Annotated in this window: 17 protein-coding genes; 10 read left to right on the forward strand and 7 right to left on the reverse strand. The window is 52.4% G+C overall.

Features of this window, described 5'->3' with window-relative positions:
* The 3 genes from TU92_RS18740 to pdhR all read right to left on the reverse strand — a co-directional run.
* A partial coding sequence (locus tag TU92_RS18740; protein ID WP_345789228.1) for a biotin/lipoyl-containing protein occupies positions 1-350 on the reverse strand: 350 nt, incomplete at its 3' end.
* A gap of 13 nt (positions 351-363) precedes the next feature.
* Positions 364-3,027, reverse strand: coding sequence for a pyruvate dehydrogenase (acetyl-transferring), homodimeric type (gene aceE / locus TU92_RS18745; RefSeq protein WP_112168689.1), 2,664 nt, complete (start codon positions 3,025-3,027; stop codon positions 364-366).
* A 162-nt stretch (positions 3,028-3,189) separates the two neighbouring features.
* Positions 3,190-3,960, reverse strand: a complete 771-nt coding sequence (gene pdhR / locus TU92_RS18750) for a pyruvate dehydrogenase complex transcriptional repressor PdhR (protein ID WP_112168690.1) — start codon at positions 3,958-3,960, stop codon at positions 3,190-3,192.
* A gap of 428 nt (positions 3,961-4,388) precedes the next feature.
* Between pdhR and aroP the strand changes: the two genes are divergently transcribed.
* The 3 genes from aroP to TU92_RS18765 all read left to right on the forward strand — a co-directional run bounded on the left by aroP (position 4,389) and on the right by TU92_RS18765 (position 8,385).
* Positions 4,389-5,759, forward strand: a complete 1,371-nt coding sequence (gene aroP, locus TU92_RS18755) for an aromatic amino acid transporter AroP (protein WP_112168691.1) — start codon at positions 4,389-4,391, stop codon at positions 5,757-5,759.
* 222 nt (positions 5,760-5,981) lie between these two features.
* Positions 5,982-7,418: a glycoside-pentoside-hexuronide (GPH):cation symporter gene (locus TU92_RS18760; protein ID WP_112168692.1), complete on the forward strand. Its 1,437-nt coding sequence runs from the start codon at positions 5,982-5,984 to the stop codon at positions 7,416-7,418.
* Entirely contained in the window at positions 7,411-8,385 is a 975-nt protein-coding gene (locus tag TU92_RS18765) for a glycoside hydrolase family 43 protein (protein WP_112168693.1), read from the forward strand. Before TU92_RS18760 ends, TU92_RS18765 begins: the two co-directional genes overlap by 8 nt.
* A gap of 105 nt (positions 8,386-8,490) precedes the next feature.
* Here the strand turns inward: TU92_RS18765 and ampE are convergent, their stop codons facing one another.
* Together ampE and ampD are read right to left on the reverse strand one after the other, a co-directional pair.
* Positions 8,491-9,345 (reverse strand): beta-lactamase regulator AmpE, encoded by an 855-nt coding sequence (ampE, locus tag TU92_RS18770; RefSeq protein WP_112168694.1) that lies wholly within the window; start codon positions 9,343-9,345, stop codon positions 8,491-8,493.
* A gap of 60 nt (positions 9,346-9,405) precedes the next feature.
* Positions 9,406-9,975 carry a 1,6-anhydro-N-acetylmuramyl-L-alanine amidase AmpD gene (ampD, locus tag TU92_RS18775; RefSeq protein ID WP_112168695.1) on the reverse strand — a complete coding sequence of 190 codons (570 nt, stop codon included), beginning with the start codon at positions 9,973-9,975 and terminating at the stop codon, positions 9,406-9,408.
* 93 nt (positions 9,976-10,068) lie between these two features.
* Between ampD and nadC the strand changes: the two genes are divergently transcribed.
* The 4 genes from nadC (at position 10,069) to hofC (ending at position 14,418) form a co-directional block, all read left to right on the forward strand.
* Entirely contained in the window at positions 10,069-10,962 is an 894-nt protein-coding gene (gene nadC, locus TU92_RS18780) for a carboxylating nicotinate-nucleotide diphosphorylase (protein WP_112168696.1), read from the forward strand.
* Positions 10,963-11,258: 296 nt separating this feature from the next.
* Complete coding sequence (gene ppdD, locus TU92_RS18785) at positions 11,259-11,708, forward strand: prepilin peptidase-dependent pilin (protein ID WP_112168736.1); 450 nt, start codon at positions 11,259-11,261, stop codon at positions 11,706-11,708.
* A complete protein-coding gene (gene gspE / locus TU92_RS18790) occupies positions 11,705-13,201 on the forward strand; it encodes a type II secretion system protein GspE (protein ID WP_112168697.1) in 1,497 nt (498 codons plus the stop codon). Before ppdD ends, gspE begins: the two co-directional genes overlap by 4 nt.
* Complete coding sequence (hofC, locus tag TU92_RS18795; RefSeq protein ID WP_112168698.1) at positions 13,198-14,418, forward strand: protein transport protein HofC; 1,221 nt, start codon at positions 13,198-13,200, stop codon at positions 14,416-14,418. The genes gspE and hofC overlap by 4 nt, the downstream gene beginning before the upstream one ends.
* A gap of 104 nt (positions 14,419-14,522) precedes the next feature.
* Here hofC and TU92_RS18800 read toward each other — a convergent pair whose 3' ends face one another.
* Complete coding sequence (locus TU92_RS18800; protein ID WP_112168699.1) at positions 14,523-15,566, reverse strand: GMP reductase; 1,044 nt, start codon at positions 15,564-15,566, stop codon at positions 14,523-14,525.
* 243 nt (positions 15,567-15,809) lie between these two features.
* Between TU92_RS18800 and coaE the strand changes: the two genes are divergently transcribed.
* From coaE to yacG, 3 genes are read left to right on the forward strand one after another with little or no spacing between them, the layout of a single operon-like run.
* Positions 15,810-16,418 (forward strand): dephospho-CoA kinase, encoded by a 609-nt coding sequence (gene coaE, locus TU92_RS18805; RefSeq protein WP_112168700.1) that lies wholly within the window; start codon positions 15,810-15,812, stop codon positions 16,416-16,418.
* 48 nt (positions 16,419-16,466) lie between these two features.
* The gene (gene zapD, locus TU92_RS18810) at positions 16,467-17,219 is read left to right on the forward strand and encodes a cell division protein ZapD (RefSeq protein ID WP_112168701.1); all 753 of its coding nucleotides are present in this window, start codon (positions 16,467-16,469) and stop codon (positions 17,217-17,219) included.
* 9 nt (positions 17,220-17,228) lie between these two features.
* Complete coding sequence (gene yacG / locus TU92_RS18815) at positions 17,229-17,426, forward strand: DNA gyrase inhibitor YacG (RefSeq protein WP_056776990.1); 198 nt, start codon at positions 17,229-17,231, stop codon at positions 17,424-17,426.
* Between the two features lie 76 nt (positions 17,427-17,502).
* On the opposite strand, the gene mutT is transcribed toward yacG, so the two are convergent.
* The gene (gene mutT, locus TU92_RS18820) at positions 17,503-17,898 is read right to left on the reverse strand and encodes an 8-oxo-dGTP diphosphatase MutT (RefSeq protein WP_112168737.1); all 396 of its coding nucleotides are present in this window, start codon (positions 17,896-17,898) and stop codon (positions 17,503-17,505) included.
* Positions 17,899-17,973 lie beyond the last annotated feature (75 nt).

Below are 17,973 nucleotides of genomic sequence, written 5' to 3' on the forward strand. Positions count from 1 at the left end.
TCGCCGCCGATATCTGGCACGTTCACTTCTTTGCTTTCGCTTGAAGCAGGTGCGGCAGCAGCAGGTTTCTCTTCTGCTTGCGCTTCCTGTTTCGCAGGAGTTGCATCAGCAGCTCCGTCAGCGGCTTCAAAGATCATAATCAGTTTGCCGGTTTCGACGGTATCGCCGACCGCAACTTTGATCTCTTTCACAACGCCAGCCTGTGGAGAAGGCACTTCCATAGAAGCTTTATCGCCTTCAACGGTGATCAGCGATTGTTCAACTTCAACCTTATCGCCCACCTTCACCATAATTTCGGTGACTTCCACTGCATCTGCACCGATGTCCGGTACGTTAATTTCAATAGCCATCTGTCTTTACCTCTTATGCCAGACGCGGGTTAACTTTGTCAGCATCGATGCCGAACTTGGTAATGGCTTCAGCCACTACTTTCACATCGATCTCGCCACGTTTGGCCAGTTCGCCCAGCGCAGCAACCACAACGTAAGACGCATCAATTTCGAAGTGGTGACGCAGGTTTTCGCGGCTGTCAGAACGACCGAAGCCGTCGGTGCCCAGTACGCGGAAATCGCTGGCAGGAACGAAGTTACGGATCTGCTCTGCGAACAGCTTCATGTAGTCGGTTGAAGCAACAACCGGTGCATCGTTCATTACCTGAGCCACGTAAGGTACGCGTGGGGTTTCAGTCGGGTGCAGCATGTTCCAGCGTTCACAGTCCTGACCGTCACGGGCCAGTTCGGTGAAGGAGGTCACGCTGTACACGTCAGAACCGACGCCGTAGTCTTTCGCCAGGATCTGAGCCGCTTCACGGACGTGACGCAGGATAGAACCGGAGCTCATCAGCTGCACTTTACCTTTGCTACCTTCCACGGTTTCTAACTTGTAGATACCTTTACGGATGCCTTCTTCCGCGCCTTCTGGCATGGCTGGCATGTGGTAGTTTTCGTTCAGCGTAGTGATGTAGTAATAGATGTTTTCTTGTGCTTCACCGTACATACGCACGAGACCGTCATGCATGATGACTGCCACTTCGTAGGCATACGCCGGATCGTAAGAAATACAGTTCGGGATAGTCAGAGACTGAATGTGGCTGTGACCATCTTCGTGCTGCAAACCTTCGCCGTTCAATGTTGTACGACCTGAAGTACCACCGACCAGGAAGCCACGTGCCTGTTGGTCACCCGCTGCCCAGCACAGGTCGCCGATACGCTGGAAACCGAACATGGAGTAGTAGATGTAGAACGGGATCATTGGCAGATCGTTGGTGCTGTAAGACGTCGCTGCGGCCAGCCATGAAGACGCGGCGCCCAGTTCGTTGATGCCTTCCTGCAGGATCTGACCTTTCTCGTCTTCTTTATAGTAAGCAACCTGCTCACGGTCCTGCGGGGTGTACTGCTGGCCGTTCGGGCTGTAAATACCAATCTGACGGAACAGACCTTCCATACCAAAGGTACGCGCTTCATCGGCGATGATCGGTACCAGACGGTCTTTGATGGAATCGTTCTTCAGCATCACGTTCAGAGCACGGACGAAGGCGATTGTGGTAGAGATCTCTTTCTTCTGCTCTTCCAGCAGTTGTGAGAAGTCTTCCAGTTTCGGCATTTCCAGCTTCTGAGTGAAGTTTGGCAGACGAGTCGGCAGGTAGCCTTTCAGAGCAGCACGACGCTCATGCAGGTATTTGTATTCTGCTGAGTCTTTTTCCAGAGTGATGTACGGCAGTTTTTCCAGATTTTCATCGGTCACTGGCACGCTGAAACGATCACGGATATAGCGCACGCCATCCATGTTCATTTTCTTCACCTGGTGAGCAATGTTCTTGCCTTCGGCCGCTTCGCCCATGCCATAACCTTTGATGGTATGTGCAAGGATAACGGTCGGCTGACCTTTGGTGTTCTGTGCTTTGTTCAGTGCAGCGAAGACTTTCTTCGGATCATGACCACCACGGTTTAGTGCCCAGATCTCATCGTCGGTCATATCTTTGACCAGCGCAGCGGTTTCAGGATAACGGCCGAAGAAGTGTTCACGAACGTATTTACCGTCACGGGACTTGAAGGTCTGGTAGTCGCCGTCCACGGTTTCGTTCATCAGCTGGATCAGTTTACCGCTGGTATCTTTACGCAGCAGTTCATCCCAACGGTTGCCCCAAATCACTTTGATCACGTTCCAGCCGGCGCCTGCAAAGATGCCTTCCAGTTCGTTGATGATTTTACCGTTGCCGGTTACCGGGCCATCAAGGCGCTGTAAGTTACAGTTGATGATGAAGCACAGGTTGTCCAGTTTTTCACGGGTCGCGATGGTGATCGCACCTTTGGATTCTGGTTCGTCCATTTCACCGTCACCCAGGAACGCATAAACGCGCTGTTCTTTGGTGTCTTTCAGACCGCGGTGATCAAGGTATTTCAGGAACTTAGCCTGATAGATAGCACCGATTGGACCCAGACCCATTGATACGGTCGGGAACTGCCAGAATTCAGGCATCAGTTTAGGGTGCGGATAAGATGACAGACCTTTACCGTGAACTTCCTGACGGAAATTGTTCATCTGGTCTTCGGTCAGGCGGCCTTCAAGGAAAGCACGCGCGTACACGCCCGGAGAGATATGGCCCTGGAAATACACCAGATCGCCGCCGTCTTTCTCGTTGCGAGCACGGAAGAAGTGGTTGAAGCAAACTTCGTAAACCGCTGCGGAAGACTGGAAGGATGACATATGGCCACCCAGATCCAGATCTTTCTTCGACGCACGCAGAACGGTCATGATCGCATTCCAGCGGATTGCGGTACGAATGTTGCGTTCCAGCTCCAGGTTACCCGGATACTCAGGTTCGTCTTCAACAGCGATGGTGTTGACATAATTACGGCTGGCCGCGCCAGCTGCGACGCTCACGCCGCCTTTACGTGCTTCACTCAGAACCTGATCAATCAGGAACTGCGCACGCTCAACACCCTCTTCACGGATGACCGATTCGATCGCTTGTAGCCAGTCGCGAGTTTCGATCGGATCCACGTCATTATTTACACGTTCTGACATGGTGCTTTTCCTTATCTGTATCTAATACGTTGGTTTATCTGGAGCCTGTCTTCCTGCGCTCTTTCACAAAGCTCTTCGTTTTCAACAAAACGCACGAAGACAGGCCCGTCATGTAGTTGCCGTGAGCCCTCAAGTGAAGGCTCTAAAAATTAATCCCGAAGGTTAACTTTCATCTTTCCGTTGCTGGAGCCGTCGTAATGACCGATCCCGCCGGGTGTGTTCCCTGCTGAGATCCAGCAAAACTTCTTCAATGAACGCCAGGTGACGGTGAGATGCAGCGCGCGCCATTTCTGGTTCACGTGCAACAATCGCCTCGAAGATACTGGCGCGGTGGTTGCTTACCGTTGCCAGCATTTCCCGGCGTGAGTAGAGCAATTCAAAGTTCTGTCGTACGTTCTTCTCAAGCATCGGTCCCATACAGCGAACCAGATGCAGCAGCACCACATTATGGGCTGCTTCTGTTACAGCGACCTGATACTGCATAACCGCATCGGCTTCTGCGTCCAGATCCCCGCTGTCTTGTGCGGTCTGAATGCCCACGTGACAATCACGAATACGTGCTAAATCTTCCTCTGTGCCTCTGAGCGCAGCATAATAGGCAGCAATCCCTTCAAGGGCATGGCGTGTTTCAAGGAGATCGAATTGTGATTCAGGATGGTCAGCCAGTAACTCGGCCAGCGGATCGCTCACGCTTTGCCACAAATTACTTTGCACGAAAGTGCCACCACCCTGACGACGCAGGAGCAGTCCCTTCCCTTCCAGGCTTTGGATCGCCTCTCTGAGAGAAGGTCGTGAAACATCAAACTGTTTGGCCAGTTCACGTTCTGGCGGAAGCTTTTCTCCGGGTCTCAAAGTGCCTTCGAGGATCAGGAACTCAAGTTGCTGCTCGATCACATCGGATAACTTAGGCTGGCGGATTTTGCTGTAAGCCATATCAGTGCTGTTCTCTGCGAGTAGCGACTCTGTAAGTTGCCGGAGTCAATTGGTAATACCAATTTAAAAAACGTGGCCGTAAAGTAACAAAGTATTCACCTTGTGTCCATATGGCTACCCAGTAAATGCGTCGACCTCGCACAATTTAACAACTTTTTAGCATTCTCCTTTTTTTCCACGCTTTAGATCACATTTTTACGATCCTGAGCAAATTTACCGTTAATTCGGTTATTTGTTATGCAGATGATGCATAAATCAGGTGCAAACTTTTTCGCATAACACTATTCTTGCCCGAACGGTAGATGATGCTGATTTTTAGGCACAATCCAGCCGTAAATAATTAAATACAAAAAGTGTAATTATCGCCTTACATTCTTTCTAACACGCAGAATGCTATGGGTTTTGCCCCAATGACAGAGGACAGGTAAATGGTTGATCAACAACATGGCGATGAGCTGAAGCGCGGTCTGAAAAACCGCCACATTCAGTTGATCGCGTTAGGTGGGGCAGTCGGAACGGGCCTGTTTCTGGGCAGCGCCTCCGTTATTCAGTCTGCGGGGCCGGGGATTATTCTTGGCTACGCGATTGCCGGATTTATCGCATTCCTGATTATGCGCCAGCTCGGTGAAATGGTCGTTGCAGAACCAGTCGCCGGTTCTTTCAGCCACTTCGCCTATAAATACTGGGGTGGATTTGCCGGTTTTGCTTCTGGCTGGAACTACTGGGTGCTGTACGTGCTGGTCGCGATGGCAGAGCTGACCGCCGTCGGTAAATATATTCAATTCTGGTATCCGGAGATCCCAACCTGGGCTTCTGCGGCTGTGTTCTTCGTGCTGATCAATGCTATCAACCTGACCAACGTTAAAGTCTTTGGTGAGATGGAGTTCTGGTTTGCGATCATCAAGGTCGTCGCGGTAGTGGCCATGATCCTGTTCGGTGGCTGGTTGCTGTTCAGCGATACTGCCGGTCCGCAGGCGACAGTGCGAAACCTCTGGGAGCAAGGTGGCTTCCTGCCTCATGGTATGACCGGGCTGGTGATGATGATGGCTATCATCATGTTCTCATTCGGGGGTCTGGAGCTGGTGGGTATCACCGCCGCAGAAGCCGACAACCCGGAGATAAGCATTCCTAAAGCCACCAATCAGGTTATTTACCGTATCCTGATTTTCTATGTGGGCTCACTGGCTGTCTTGCTTTCTCTGATGCCGTGGACCCGCGTAGGGCCGGACACCAGCCCGTTCGTCCTGATTTTCCACGATCTGGGTGATGCGCTGGTCGCCAATGCCCTCAACGTGGTGATCCTGACTGCGGCACTGTCGGTCTATAACAGCTGTGTGTACTGCAACAGCCGTATGCTATTTGGTCTGGCTCAGCAAGGTAATGCACCAAAAGCCCTGATGAACGTCGACAAACGTGGCGTGCCGGTTGCTTCTATCATGGTTTCTGCGGCCACGACGGCCCTGTGCGTACTGATTAACTATCTGATGCCGGGCGAAGCCTTCGGTCTGCTGATGGCGCTGGTGGTTTCCGCACTGGTCATCAACTGGGCGATGATAAGCCTTGCGCACATCAAGTTCCGCCAGGCGATGCGTCGCGAAGGGATCGAAACCAAGTTCAAGGCGCTGCTGTATCCGGTGGGTAACTATATCTGCTTACTGTTCATGGCAGCGATCCTGGTGATTATGGCGATCACGCCGGGCATGGCCATTTCTGTATGGCTGATCCCTGTCTGGCTGGTGATTCTGGGCCTCGGTTACTGGGTCAAAAATCAGCAAAGCGGAAAATCCGTGAAAGCCTGAAATTAAGTCAGCGTTGTTAAAGGCTTAAAATCTTAAGCGCCCCGGTCCGATTTCCAGGCCGGGGCGCTTTGTTATCTGGGTCACACTTTGCCCAGCATGACTAAAACGTCCATCTTCATGACTCTTACCTCCTGACTCCTCTGCCCCTCCCGCGCCAATACTCTTGGCTAACAAACAGTTTTTTAACATCACTCTTTTAACCAATAGCCGGAGAGAACATCCATGAAGGAAGGCGCGCTGTCATTCAAAGAGAAAGTGGCGTACGGCATGGGGGACGCGGGATGCAACATGATTGGCGGCGCCATCATGCTGTTTCTTAATTACTTTTATACCGACGTTTTCGGCCTTGCCCCGGCGCTGGTCGGTGTATTACTGCTGTCGGTGCGTGTGATCGACGCCGTCACTGACCCGATCATGGGCGCGATTGCCGACCGCACCACGACCCGCTGGGGGCGTTTTCGTCCCTACTTGTTATGGATATCGGTGCCCTACGTCCTGTTCAGCGTACTGATGTTCACGACACCGGAATGGACCTATAACAGCAAGGTTATCTATGCCTTTGTGACTTACTTCCTGATGTCACTCACCTATACCGCAATTAACATCCCTTACTGCTCGCTGGGCGGCGTCATCACCGCCGATCCGCACGAGCGCGTGGCCTGCCAGTCTTATCGCTTCTTTATGGTGGGGATCGCGACGCTGATCTTGTCTTCGACGCTTCTGCCAATGGCCGACTGGTTTGGCGGTGCGGACAAAGCCAAGGGCTACCAGATGTCGATGGGCGTGATGGCGATCATCGCGCTGTTCATGTTCCTGTTCTGTTTCAGCTTCGTGAAAGAACGTATCCAGCCTGCGGTGCCGTCTAAACATGCGCTGAAATCTGACCTGAAAGACATCTGGAAAAACGACCAGTGGGTTCGCATTCTGCTGCTGACCTTCTGCAACGTGTGTCCGGGCTTTATCCGCATGGCTGCAACGATGTATTACGTCACCTGGGTGATGGAGAAATCCACCTCGTTTGCCAGCATGTTTATCAGCCTCGGCGTGGTCGGCATGATGATCGGCAGCGCGCTGGCGAAACCGCTGACCGACAAGTTCTGCAAACTGAAAGTGTTCTTCTGGGCCAACATCATCCTGACCATTTTCTCCTGCGGCTTCTATTTCCTCGATCCGCACGCCACGACGCTGATTCTGGTCGCCTACTTTGTCCTGAATATCATGCACCAGTTGCCTTCTCCGCTGCACTGGTCGCTGATGGCAGATGTGGATGACTACGGCGAATGGAAAACCGGCAAACGCATCACCGGCATCAGCTTCTCCGGTAACCTGTTCTTCCTCAAATGCGGCCTGGCTGTGGCCGGGGCGATGGTAGGCTTCCTGCTTTCAGGCTATGGCTACGACGCTGGCGCGGCGCGACAGAGTGATCACGCCATCAACGGGATAGTATTGTTATTCACAGTGATCCCCGGCGTTGGCTATCTCATCACCGCAGGCGTTGTTCGTTTACTAAAAGTTGACCGCGAAATGATGCGCACCATCCAGTCAGATCTGGAAATCCGCCGCCGCAATTACCGCGAGCTGAATGAATACCACGACACGAAAAATGCACCTGATGCGGGCTCCCTCCCGCTTCACAGCAAGGAGCTGAAACATGAGTAATTACCCAAACCCGCTCATCGAACAACGTGCCGATCCGCATATCTGGCTGCACAGCGATGGGCATTATTATTTTATCGCCTCGGTGCCGGAATATGACCGGCTGGAAATTCGCCGCTCAAAAACGCTGACCGGCCTTGCTGATGCACCGGCAAAAATCGTCTGGCGCAAACCCGACAGCGGCCCGATGAGCGCACTTATCTGGGCACCTGAACTGCATTTCATCGACGGGAAATGGGTGATTTACTACGCTGCCGCGCCGTCACAGGAGATTAAGGACGGACTGTTTCAGCACCGCATGTATGCGCTGGTGTGTGAGGATGCCGACCCGCTTAAGGGGAAATGGATCGAAAAGGGGCGGATCCAAACGCCGATCGACAGTTTCTCACTTGATGCCACGCATTTCGGGCATCAGGGAAAAAGCTATTATCTGTGGGCTCAGAAAGACCCGGCGATCCGCGGCAACTCCAACCTGTATATTGCCGAAATGGAAAATCCGTGGACGCTGAAATCGCCGCCGGTGATGCTCAGTAAACCCGAACTGGACTGGGAAATTATCGGCTTTTGGGTGAACGAAGGACCCGCGGTGATCACTCATGGCGATAAGATTTTCATCACCTATTCCGCCAGCGCCACCGATGAGAATTACTGTATCGGATTGCTCACAGCTGATGTGCACAGCAACCTGCTGGATGCGTCTTCGTGGCATAAATCGCCGCATCCGGTATTTACCACTCACGCAACGAACAAACAGTTCGGCCCCGGTCACAACAGCTTTACCCGCAACGAACAGGGTGACGATGTATTGGTTTACCACGCGCGAAATTACACCGAGATTGAAGGCGATCCTTTGTATGACCCGAACCGTCATACCCGGATTAAAAACATTCGCTGGGACGACAACGGGCTACCGGACTTCGGCGAACCTGCCGCCGACAACCGTCCGCTGACCTTGCAAAAACTGCCATAACGCTTTAGAGAAACAGTTAAGAGAAAGCGATTAAAAGCCCGGCCATGTGAATGCGCCGGGCTTTTAATTTGTTCAGAGATGACGCTGGGCAGCGAAACTGCGGCGTTAAATCAGCGCGCCATAAATCGTCAGCAGCGCCACCACGACCAGAATAATCATGGTGACTTTACGCGCCAGCCCAACGGCGGCGCGCGGCGTCTGCACCGGATCCATATGTGGATCACGCGCCAGCGAGAACTGCGCCAGACGGGTCAGCACGTGATATTGCGAAGAATGAATGTCTCCGAGCGAGGCAAACCATGCCGGTAATGCTTTTTCGCCGTGCCCGAGCAGCGCATACGCCACACCAGCCAGACGCACCGGGATCCAGTCAAGAATGTGCAGCAAACTGTCTACGCCGGACTGCGCGCGTTTGAGCGGCGTAGTATGGCGCGCGAGCCAGGTCTGATAGCCACGCAGCACAGCGTACCCGCCCAGCGCAACCGGTCCGTAGGGGCCAAGCACCACGAACCAGAACAGCGGCCCAAGGTAATAACGGAAGTTAATCCACAACAGCGCATTTTGCAGCTCACGCAGACGGGCTTCTTCGGTGCAATCTGTTGGCAAACCGTGGATCAGCGCCAGCTCTTCTGCCATCTCTTTCGTGGCATCGGCATCGCCCTGACGGGCTGATTTCAGATAGGCACGATAATGTTTACGTTTAACGCCTGCACCGATGCACAACAGACAGATAATCACCCACAAAATCAGCGAAGGCACGCCAAAAAACAAGCCCTGAACCGTACGCAGGATCACCCAAATCACCGCCATCCAGACCACGGCGATCGCCAGCGTTTTCGCCAGAGAAGTCTGTCGTCCGCGGCTGAAAATCACCTCGAACCGATGATCCAACTGCCAGTGTTCACCCAGTTTGAACAAGCGCTCCCAAGCCAGCACCAGCAATAAAGTAAATAACGTCATCGATTGTCACTCTCTCTCAACACATCACACGCTAAAAAAACCTGAACCCGCGTTCATTCACTAGTCAGCAGAAGCATTGTGCCCTGCGGAAGGTGTTAACAGCTTGCGATAAAATGCCCAGTCAAACTCAGGGCCGGGATCCGTTTTACGTCCCGGCGCAATGTCACTGTGTCCGGTAATGGCATCAAGACTAATCGGATAGTGCTTAATTAACAACTCAGTAACTGCCGCCAGGCTGCGATATTGTGCTTTTGTGAAAGGCTCAAAGTCAGTCCCTTCCATCTCAATACCGATGGAAAAATCATTACAGCGCTCACGCCCCTGCCAGCTGGAAACACCTGCGTGCCAAGCGCGTTTATCGAAAGGCACGTATTGGACGATTTCGCCGTCACGCCGGATCAGGCAATGCGCGGCGACGCGCAGCTGGTGGATCCCTTCAAAATAAGGATCGTCCTGCGGATTCAGCGTGCCGGTAAATAACTGATCAATATACGGACCACCGAATTTTCCGGGCGGCAAACTGATGTTATGGATCACCAGTAGTGAGGGGATTTCGTCGTCAGGACGGAGATCGGAATGGGGAGAAACAACCTGCCGGGCCTCGGCAATCCAGCCATGTTCTAAGTGCATCAATGACCTCAATGATGTGCCTGGGTGGTACTTATCACAGCAACAGGGTAGCATGTTTTTTTGTCCTTCTTTCCGCCATTTCGGAGTATTTGTATGTCTACCCGCAGCTACAGCCCTGAAAGTCGCCGCGCACAGTTACTCGAACGTATCGAGAGCGATATTCCCTTACTTGTGACTCAGGCGCTGGGTGAAGACCTCGGCGGCGAAGCCAATGCCGACAATGACTTAACCGCCCAACTGTTGCCGCAGGATAAAGATGCCAGCGCAACTGTCATTACTCGTGAAGCCGGAATTTTTTGTGGTCAGCGCTGGCTGGATGAAGTCTTTACCCAACTGGCGGGAGACAAAATCACCGTCAAATGGTATGTCAAAGATGGCGATTCAGTTTCTGAAAACCAGAAATTATGTGAGCTTTCAGGCTCTGCGCGCATGCTGCTGACCGGCGAACGCACGGCACTGAATTTTGTCCAGACCTTATCTGGCGTGGCCACTGAAGTGAATCACTATGTGAAACGCCTCGCAGGCACCAAAACGCAGCTGCTGGATACCCGAAAAACCCTGCCTGGCCTGCGCACAGCATTGAAATATGCCGTACTGTGCGGTGGCGGCAGCAATCACCGTCTCGGCCTTGCTGATGCTTTCCTCATTAAAGAAAACCACATTATTGCCTGCGGCTCGATTAAAGCGGCAGTTGAACGTGCGTTGTGGATCCACGCGGACGTCCCGGTTGAAGTCGAAGTTGAATCGCTAGACGAACTTCAGCAAGCACTGGATGCGGGTGCGGACATCATCATGCTGGATAACTTCACCGTGCCGATGATGCGCGAAGGTGTAGCCCTCACCGCGGGCCGCGCATTGCTGGAAGTCTCTGGCAATGTCACTGAAAAAACGCTGCGTGAATTCGCTGAAACCGGCGTGGATTATATTTCTGTCGGCGCGCTGACTAAGCATGTCCGGGCGATGGATCTCTCTATGCGTTTCAACTAATTAGCCTTTCAGCTATTGCCCTCTGAAATCCTTGCAGGGGGCAATACGACTTCTTCGGACTCTCTCGAACTTGCCGCATTACCCTCTCATTCTCATCGAACTCTGCCAACTCCCTTTTTGACCTCCTGAGCATAATTGCGAGACATCACGCAAAAGTTTTGCCTGCCTTCTGAGCTTGCACATTTATCCTGGAAGACGTCGCGGAGAAGCCACCGATGATGCTGGAGTCCTTTTTTTTCTTCGTTTAGTTTGCTGCCTGAGCAACATCCATGCAGTTACACCAGACGGAGAAAGCCATGCAACGGCAACAAGGATTTACCCTCATAGAGCTGATGGTGGTGATCGCAATTATTGCGATCCTCAGCGCCATCGGCATTCCCGCTTATCAAAGTTACATTCAAAAAGCGGCCCTGACCGACATGCTGCAAACCATGGTGCCGTATAAAACCGGTGTGGAGCTGTGCGTGATTGATGCAGGTGCCCTGGCTAGCTGCAATGCGGGCAGTCAGGGGATCCCTGCGACCGCCACAAGCCGCTATGTCAGCCAGACACAAGTCAGTGCGGGGATCATCACACTGACAGGTCAGCAGGCACTTAACGGTCTCAGCGTTGTAATGACCCCTACTCTCGACAATCAGGCCGGCGGCATTATCTGGAACCGTACCTGCACCAATTCAGGTAACACTTCGATGGTTGAAGCTTGCGAAAGCGTCTTCCGTTTTGACACCACAGGAGCGCCGAAATGAGTGACATGCCATTAAATCGAGTTTCACCGGTAGAAAACCTGAAACAGCATAGTGAAGCTTCACTGGAAGCACTTTGCCAGCGTTACAAAGCGGTGATTTTATATCGAGACGAACAGACTTTGCGGGTGGCCTGTCATGAGGCTGAACCAGATACCGATACGCTGAGCAACGTTCTGCGCTTTGCAAGCGGGCTGAAAGTTCAGCTTGAACGCTGGCCACAGGCAAGACTCGAACAGGTAATGGAGAAAAGCAGCACTGATCCTAAAGAAGAACCTGCAAAAGGTGAGTCGCGTCCGGCTTCGGGTAGTTCAGAGGAAAATGAGCTTAACGACCAGAGTGATGCGCCGGTAATTAATGTCCTCAATCAGATTCTCAGACAGGCAATCACCCGTCGGGCTTCGGATGTTCACTTCGAGCCTTACGAGCACAGCTTCCGTGTCCGCGTACGAATTGACGGCGTTTTGCAGGAGATTCCCGGCCCTGAGTTTTCAATGGCGGCGGGTGTTTGTGCGCGGCTGAAAATCATGGGGCAGCTGAACGTTGCAGAACGCCGCTTACCACAGGACGGACAGCTGTCAGTGATGCTTCAAAACCAGCGTTACTCAATGCGCGTCTCCTCCCTGCCAACGTTGCATGGTGAAAAAATCGTGCTGCGGATCCTGCATATGACCCAGCAGGATCTGGCTATGTCGCAACTGGGGCTGACACTGCGCGATCTCGAGTATTTCAAAGCCGCGCTGAAACACCCGCAGGGGCTGATTCTGGTCACCGGCCCGACCGGCAGCGGTAAAACCGTCACGCTTTACAGTGGGTTACGGCATCTGAATGCCATCTCACGCAATATTTGCAGCGTGGAGGATCCGATCGAAATTCCGGTCAGTGGCATCAACCAGACGCAGATCAATAGTAAAACTGATCTCAGCTTTGCCAGTGTGCTGCGCGCATTGCTGCGCCAGGATCCGGATGTGATTATGGTCGGCGAGATACGTGATAAGGAAACGGCAGAAATCGCCGTAAAAGCCGCACAAACCGGGCATCTGGTGCTTTCAACGTTACACACCAATTCCACCTGTGAAACGCTGACCCGGCTGCGTCAGATGGGCATTGAAGGCTTTCACATTGCCGCCAGCCTGCGGCTGGTAATTGCTCAGCGACTGGTGCGAAAACTCTGTCCGCACTGCCGTAAGGCGCACATGGGGTTTGTCGGTAAAGGTGAAAACGGGCGAGGTGCCCAGATCCCACTCTGGCTGGCTACCGGCTGTCATCAGTGCTTTTCCGGCTATTACGGACGGACAGGCATTTATGAAACACTGAGCATTACACCACGCTTGCAGCAGGCACTGGTTGCAGAAGCCACAGTGAATGAACTGAGCAAAATTGCCCGCGAGCAGGGGCAAATCACACTGCAGGAAGCCGGAATGCTGCTGGTTGAGCAAGGGATCACTTCGCTGGAAGAACTCTATCGCGTCACCGGCGAGGAAACCGATGCATGAGTGAAATGCCTGCGCTTTCCCAAAGATGGTGCCTGTATCACTGGCAGGCCATCGATATTCAGGGAAACATTCAGCAAGGCAGCAGCATCGAGGCCAGTAAAGATGGCATTTATCAGCAGCTTTTCGCAGCCAGTTTGCAACCACTGAAGATTCAAATGAAGCAACGTCTGAACCGGGGCTACTGGAAAAATTCAGAACGCGTTGCGATGGTTAGGCAACTTGCCACGCTGCTACAGGCCGGACTGCCGCTGGTCAATAGCCTGATGTTGCTGGCAAATGAGCATCCGAAAATGGCGTGGCAATGCGTTTTGCAAAATATCGCTAAAGGAGTTCGTGAAGGTAGGCCTTTATCCGCAATGCTGAATGCCTATCCTGATGTGTTCCCGGATATCTACCGGCAGATTATTGCCATCGGTGAACTCACCGGTCAGATGGATCGCTGCTGTTTACAGCTGGCCGCACAGCAGGAACAGCAGGCCAAACTGAGAGATAAAGTGAAAAAAGCCCTGCGCTATCCGCTGATCGTCAGTGTAATAGCTACGGTGGTGACCTTACTGATGCTAACCCTGGTTCTGCCGGAGTTTGCCAAAATCTATGCCTCCTTTGATGCCGAGCTGCCGTGGTTCACGCGCATGCTGGTCAGTACATCGGATGTCCTGATCAGTACCGGTCCGTGGCTGACGGGTGTTATATCAGTTGGCTGCTTTGCCTATTTGCGCAAACTACATCCGCAAAAGCGCTGGAAGCATAGGGAGCAAATGCTGCTCCTAAGGTTGCCGTTAACCTCACGGCTGGTTACCGACAGTTGCCTCAGCCAGATATTTCAGACGCTGGCGATGACACAACAGGCAGGAATGACGCTGATTTCCGGGCTGGAGGCGGCGGCATCCTCCCTGTCTAATTTGCATTTTCAGAGTGCGCTCAGCCAGATCCGTGAGCAAATTATGCAAGGTATACCGCTGCATAAGGCCTTTGTGCAGTCGCCGCTGTTTCCTTCGCTGTGTCAGCAACTGATAAAAATCGGGGAGGAGTCTGGGTCGCTGGATGAGTTGCTGCTGAAGCTGGCGCATCTGCATAATGAGAAGGCGAATTCGCTGGCGGACACGTTGTCCCAAACGATTGAACCGGTTCTGATGGCCGTGATGGGCGTGATTGTTGGTGGCTTAGTGATCGCCATGTATCTGCCTATTTTCCAGTTGGGATCGGTGATGGGATGAGGCGCACTATCGACGGGACGTTTGGAGGAAATGAAAACGGCGAAAACCTGTTTCGCCGTTATAGACGCCTTAAAGCCGTAATTGAGGCTCGTATCTTTAAGCGATTACTTACCGCCGAAAAGACGGTTTTCCTGCTCTGCCACGCGGATAAAGGTAGTGCGCTTGGTCAGCTCTTTCAGACGATCGGCACCCACATAAGTGCATGCAGAACGCAGACCGCCAAGGATATCGCGAACAGTATTTTCAACCGGGCCTCGCAAAGGCAACTTCACGGTTTTGCCTTCCGCTGCGCGATATTCAGCTACGCCGCCGACGTGACGTTTCATCGCAGATTCGGAACTCATACCGTAAAACAGCATAAATTTTTCACCGTTCTCTTCAACGACAGTACCTTCACACTCTTCATGCGCTGCCAGCATTCCGCCGAGCATCACGAAGTCGGCACCGCCGCCGAAAGCTTTAGCCACATCGCCCGGCACGGCACAGCCACCGTCGCTGACAATCTGTCCGCCCAGACCATGTGCGGCATCAGCGCATTCGATCACAGCGGAAAGCTGCGGATAACCGACACCGGTTTTAACGCGGGTAGTACAGACTGAACCCGGTCCAATGCCGACTTTGACAATGTCTGCACCCGAGAGGATCAGCTCTTCGACCATTTCACCGGTGACCACGTTACCGGCACAGATGACTTTATCCGGGCAGGCTTCGCGTACGCGTCGCAGGAAATCGACAAAGTGCTCCGAATAGCCGTTAGCAACATCAAGACACACAAATTTCAGCAATGGTGACATTGCGAGAATTTGCAGTGTTTTGACGAAATCTGCTTCAGACGTCCCGGTGGAAACCATCACATTGCGCAGGACGGATTCATCCACAGAAGCGATGAAAGCCTGCCATTGTTCAACAGTATAATGCTTATGAACTGCCGTCAGCATGCCGAAGGATGCCAGCACCGTCGCCATGCGGAATGTCCCTACGGTATCCATATTGGCGGCAATAATTGGCGTGCCTGACCAGCTGATCGCGGAGTGTTTGAATGTGAAGGTGCGCTCCAGTTCTACTTCGGAACGGCTTTTGAGGGTGGAACGTTTAGGGCGGATAAGTACGTCTTTAAAGCCTAACTTCAAATCTTCTTCAATGCGCATGACGGGTTTGTCCTGGTTTGGCGACGGGTCGCTAGGGCGTAAAGCGAAAAATTAGACACCCTTTCCAGTGGTTTTATCATACACAGGAAAATGACAACGGCAAGATGGCTTTTCCAACTGACATCACAGACTTTTGATTGCACAGCTGAATAATTTTCGAAGTCCTAAACCAACACGAGAGCGGCTTGCACTTACTCATAATCTCTTTATCATTTACCCAACTAAATTTATCAGAGCATCAGCATGGCGTATATCGTTGCATTGACCGGAGGCATAGGGAGCGGGAAAAGTACCGTTGCTGAGAGCTTTGCACGCCACGGCGTAAGCATTGTCGATGCTGATGTTATTGCCCGTCAGGTGGTTGCCCCCGGCGAACCGGCGCTGGATGAGTTGAGCAGCCATTTTGGTAACAGTATTCTTCTCGCTGACGGCTCGCTTAACCGCGCCGTTTTGAGAGAATGTATATTCAGCAATCCCGTTGAGAAAGAATGGGTTAACAAATTGCTGCATCCGGTTATTCATGCCCGAACGCAGCGCCTTATCGCGCAGGCGCAAACGCCTTACGTGCTCTGGGTCGTGCCGTTATTAATTGAAAATGGATTGCAGGCACGGGCCCATCGCGTACTGGTGGTCGACGTTGATCCGCAAACTCAGCTTTCGCGCACGATACAGCGCGACGGTGTCAGCCGTGAGCAGGCTGAAAATATTATTGCCTCGCAGGTAAGCCGTGAAAAACGGCTGGCCTGCGCGGATGACATCATTGATAACAGCGGCGGTCCCGAAACGATTGAACCGCGTGTTGCCCAATTACATAGCCGCTATTTAACATTGGCGGCATCAGTATCTCCGTGAATAATGCGTTGAATTATCAGGGAGAAAACAGACAGGATATTGCCCAGCATGAGTGAAGCCGCAGCCACGGTTCTTTTTGAACATCCTTTAAATGAAAAAATGCGTACCTGGTTGCGCATTGAATTTCTGTTACAGCAGCTGCATGCCAATGCACAGGTCACTGCTATTTCTTCCGCCCTGCTGTTCTTTCGCACGGCATCCGACTTACTGGATGTGTTAGAACGCGGCGAAGTCCGCACCGATTTATTGAAAGAACTTGAGCGTCAGCAACAAAAATTGTCCCAGTGGCAGGATGTCCCCGGCGTCGATTTAACGCGCATTGAAGGGTTACGCACCGAGCTGAAGCAGTGTGCAGGTGTGCTGATGAAAGCACCGCGTATTGGTCAGGCGCTGAAAGAAGATCGCATGATCGCGCTGGTACGTCAGCGTCTCAGCATTCCGGGTGGCTGTTGCAGCTTTGACTTGCCGACGCTGCATATCTGGCTGCATCTGGCACAGTCACAGCGGGATGGCGAAGTAAAAAACTGGCTAGAAACGCTGGCGCCTCTGAACAATTCGCTCACGATGGTGCTAGATTTGATCCGCCAGTCCGGTGTTTTCCGCAATCAAATCAGCCTTAATGGCTTTTTCCAGGACAATGCTGAAGGCGCGGATCTGTTACGATTACGCCTGTCGATGGAAAATCTGCTCTACCCGCAAGTGTCCGGGCACAAAACCCGTTATGCCATTCGCTTTTTGCCCCTCGACAGCGAACATGGCGTGGTTCCCGCGCGACTGAATTTTGATCTTGCCTGCTGCTAGGAGTTGCAAATGGATCCCGAAATTATTGAAGTGAATTGCCCTACTTGTGGCAAAACGGTGGTATGGGGCGAGCAAAGCCCCTACCGGCCTTTTTGCTGCAAACGCTGTCAGTTGATCGACCTCGGCGAATGGGCCGATGAAGAGAAACGTATTCCCAGCAAAGGGGATATCAACGATCTGGATGAGTGGAGCGAAGAAGAGATTTAACGCGCAAAGCAGGTACGAGAAGGGATAAACAGAAAGGGGCTTCGGCCCCTTTTTTGTACGTGGAATTTAACGTAGATCAGAACTGATTGTTTTTCAGTGCCCGAACGATCGCTTCATTGGCCGGCGGGAACTCTGCTTCATTTAGCTGCGACTGGGCAATCCAGCGTTTCGGCTGGCCTTCTTTCCCATACGGCTCGCCCTTCCAGTCTTCAACCATGAAGAAGTGCAGCGTAATGATACGGTCAGGAAAGCGGTGCTCAAGAGTATCGAGCAATACCAGAGATATTGCCTCGATCCCGACTTCTTCCTGCAATTCGCGGATCACAGCCTGTTCAGGCGTTTCACCCGATTCGATCTTGCCGCCGGGGAACTCCCAAAAACCTGCCATGTGTGATGAAGCATCACGCTGAGTAATAAAAATTTCTTTCTGTGTATTACGGATGATGCCGACTGAGATATTCAGTTGCTTAATCGTCACAGTATTCACCTTTCCCCTGACTGAAATTCCTGTACTGAACCGTACTTTTAAGACAAAAAATAAAGGCGG

This window comes from Rahnella inusitata, assembly GCF_003263515.1.
GTDB lineage: Bacteria > Pseudomonadota > Gammaproteobacteria > Enterobacterales > Enterobacteriaceae > Rahnella > Rahnella inusitata.

What these genes read in the sequence shown, in the direction of transcription:
- aceE (WP_112168689.1), bottom strand. Translation starts at nt 3,027, where the DNA reads ATGTCAGAACGTGTAAATAATGACGTGGATCCGATCGAAACTCGCGAC.
- pdhR (WP_112168690.1), bottom strand. Translation starts at nt 3,960, where the DNA reads ATGGCTTACAGCAAAATCCGCCAGCCTAAGTTATCCGATGTGATCGAG.
- aroP (WP_112168691.1), top strand. Translation starts at nt 4,389, where the DNA reads ATGGTTGATCAACAACATGGCGATGAGCTGAAGCGCGGTCTGAAAAAC.
- TU92_RS18760 (WP_112168692.1), top strand. Translation starts at nt 5,982, where the DNA reads ATGAAGGAAGGCGCGCTGTCATTCAAAGAGAAAGTGGCGTACGGCATG.
- TU92_RS18765 (WP_112168693.1), top strand. Translation starts at nt 7,411, where the DNA reads ATGAGTAATTACCCAAACCCGCTCATCGAACAACGTGCCGATCCGCAT.
- ampE (WP_112168694.1), bottom strand. Translation starts at nt 9,345, where the DNA reads ATGACGTTATTTACTTTATTGCTGGTGCTGGCTTGGGAGCGCTTGTTC.
- ampD (WP_112168695.1), bottom strand. Translation starts at nt 9,975, where the DNA reads ATGCACTTAGAACATGGCTGGATTGCCGAGGCCCGGCAGGTTGTTTCT.
- nadC (WP_112168696.1), top strand. Translation starts at nt 10,069, where the DNA reads ATGTCTACCCGCAGCTACAGCCCTGAAAGTCGCCGCGCACAGTTACTC.
- ppdD (WP_112168736.1), top strand. Translation starts at nt 11,259, where the DNA reads ATGCAACGGCAACAAGGATTTACCCTCATAGAGCTGATGGTGGTGATC.
- gspE (WP_112168697.1), top strand. Translation starts at nt 11,705, where the DNA reads ATGAGTGACATGCCATTAAATCGAGTTTCACCGGTAGAAAACCTGAAA.
- hofC (WP_112168698.1), top strand. Translation starts at nt 13,198, where the DNA reads ATGAGTGAAATGCCTGCGCTTTCCCAAAGATGGTGCCTGTATCACTGG.
- TU92_RS18800 (WP_112168699.1), bottom strand. Translation starts at nt 15,566, where the DNA reads ATGCGCATTGAAGAAGATTTGAAGTTAGGCTTTAAAGACGTACTTATC.
- coaE (WP_112168700.1), top strand. Translation starts at nt 15,810, where the DNA reads ATGGCGTATATCGTTGCATTGACCGGAGGCATAGGGAGCGGGAAAAGT.
- zapD (WP_112168701.1), top strand. Translation starts at nt 16,467, where the DNA reads ATGAGTGAAGCCGCAGCCACGGTTCTTTTTGAACATCCTTTAAATGAA.
- yacG (WP_056776990.1), top strand. Translation starts at nt 17,229, where the DNA reads ATGGATCCCGAAATTATTGAAGTGAATTGCCCTACTTGTGGCAAAACG.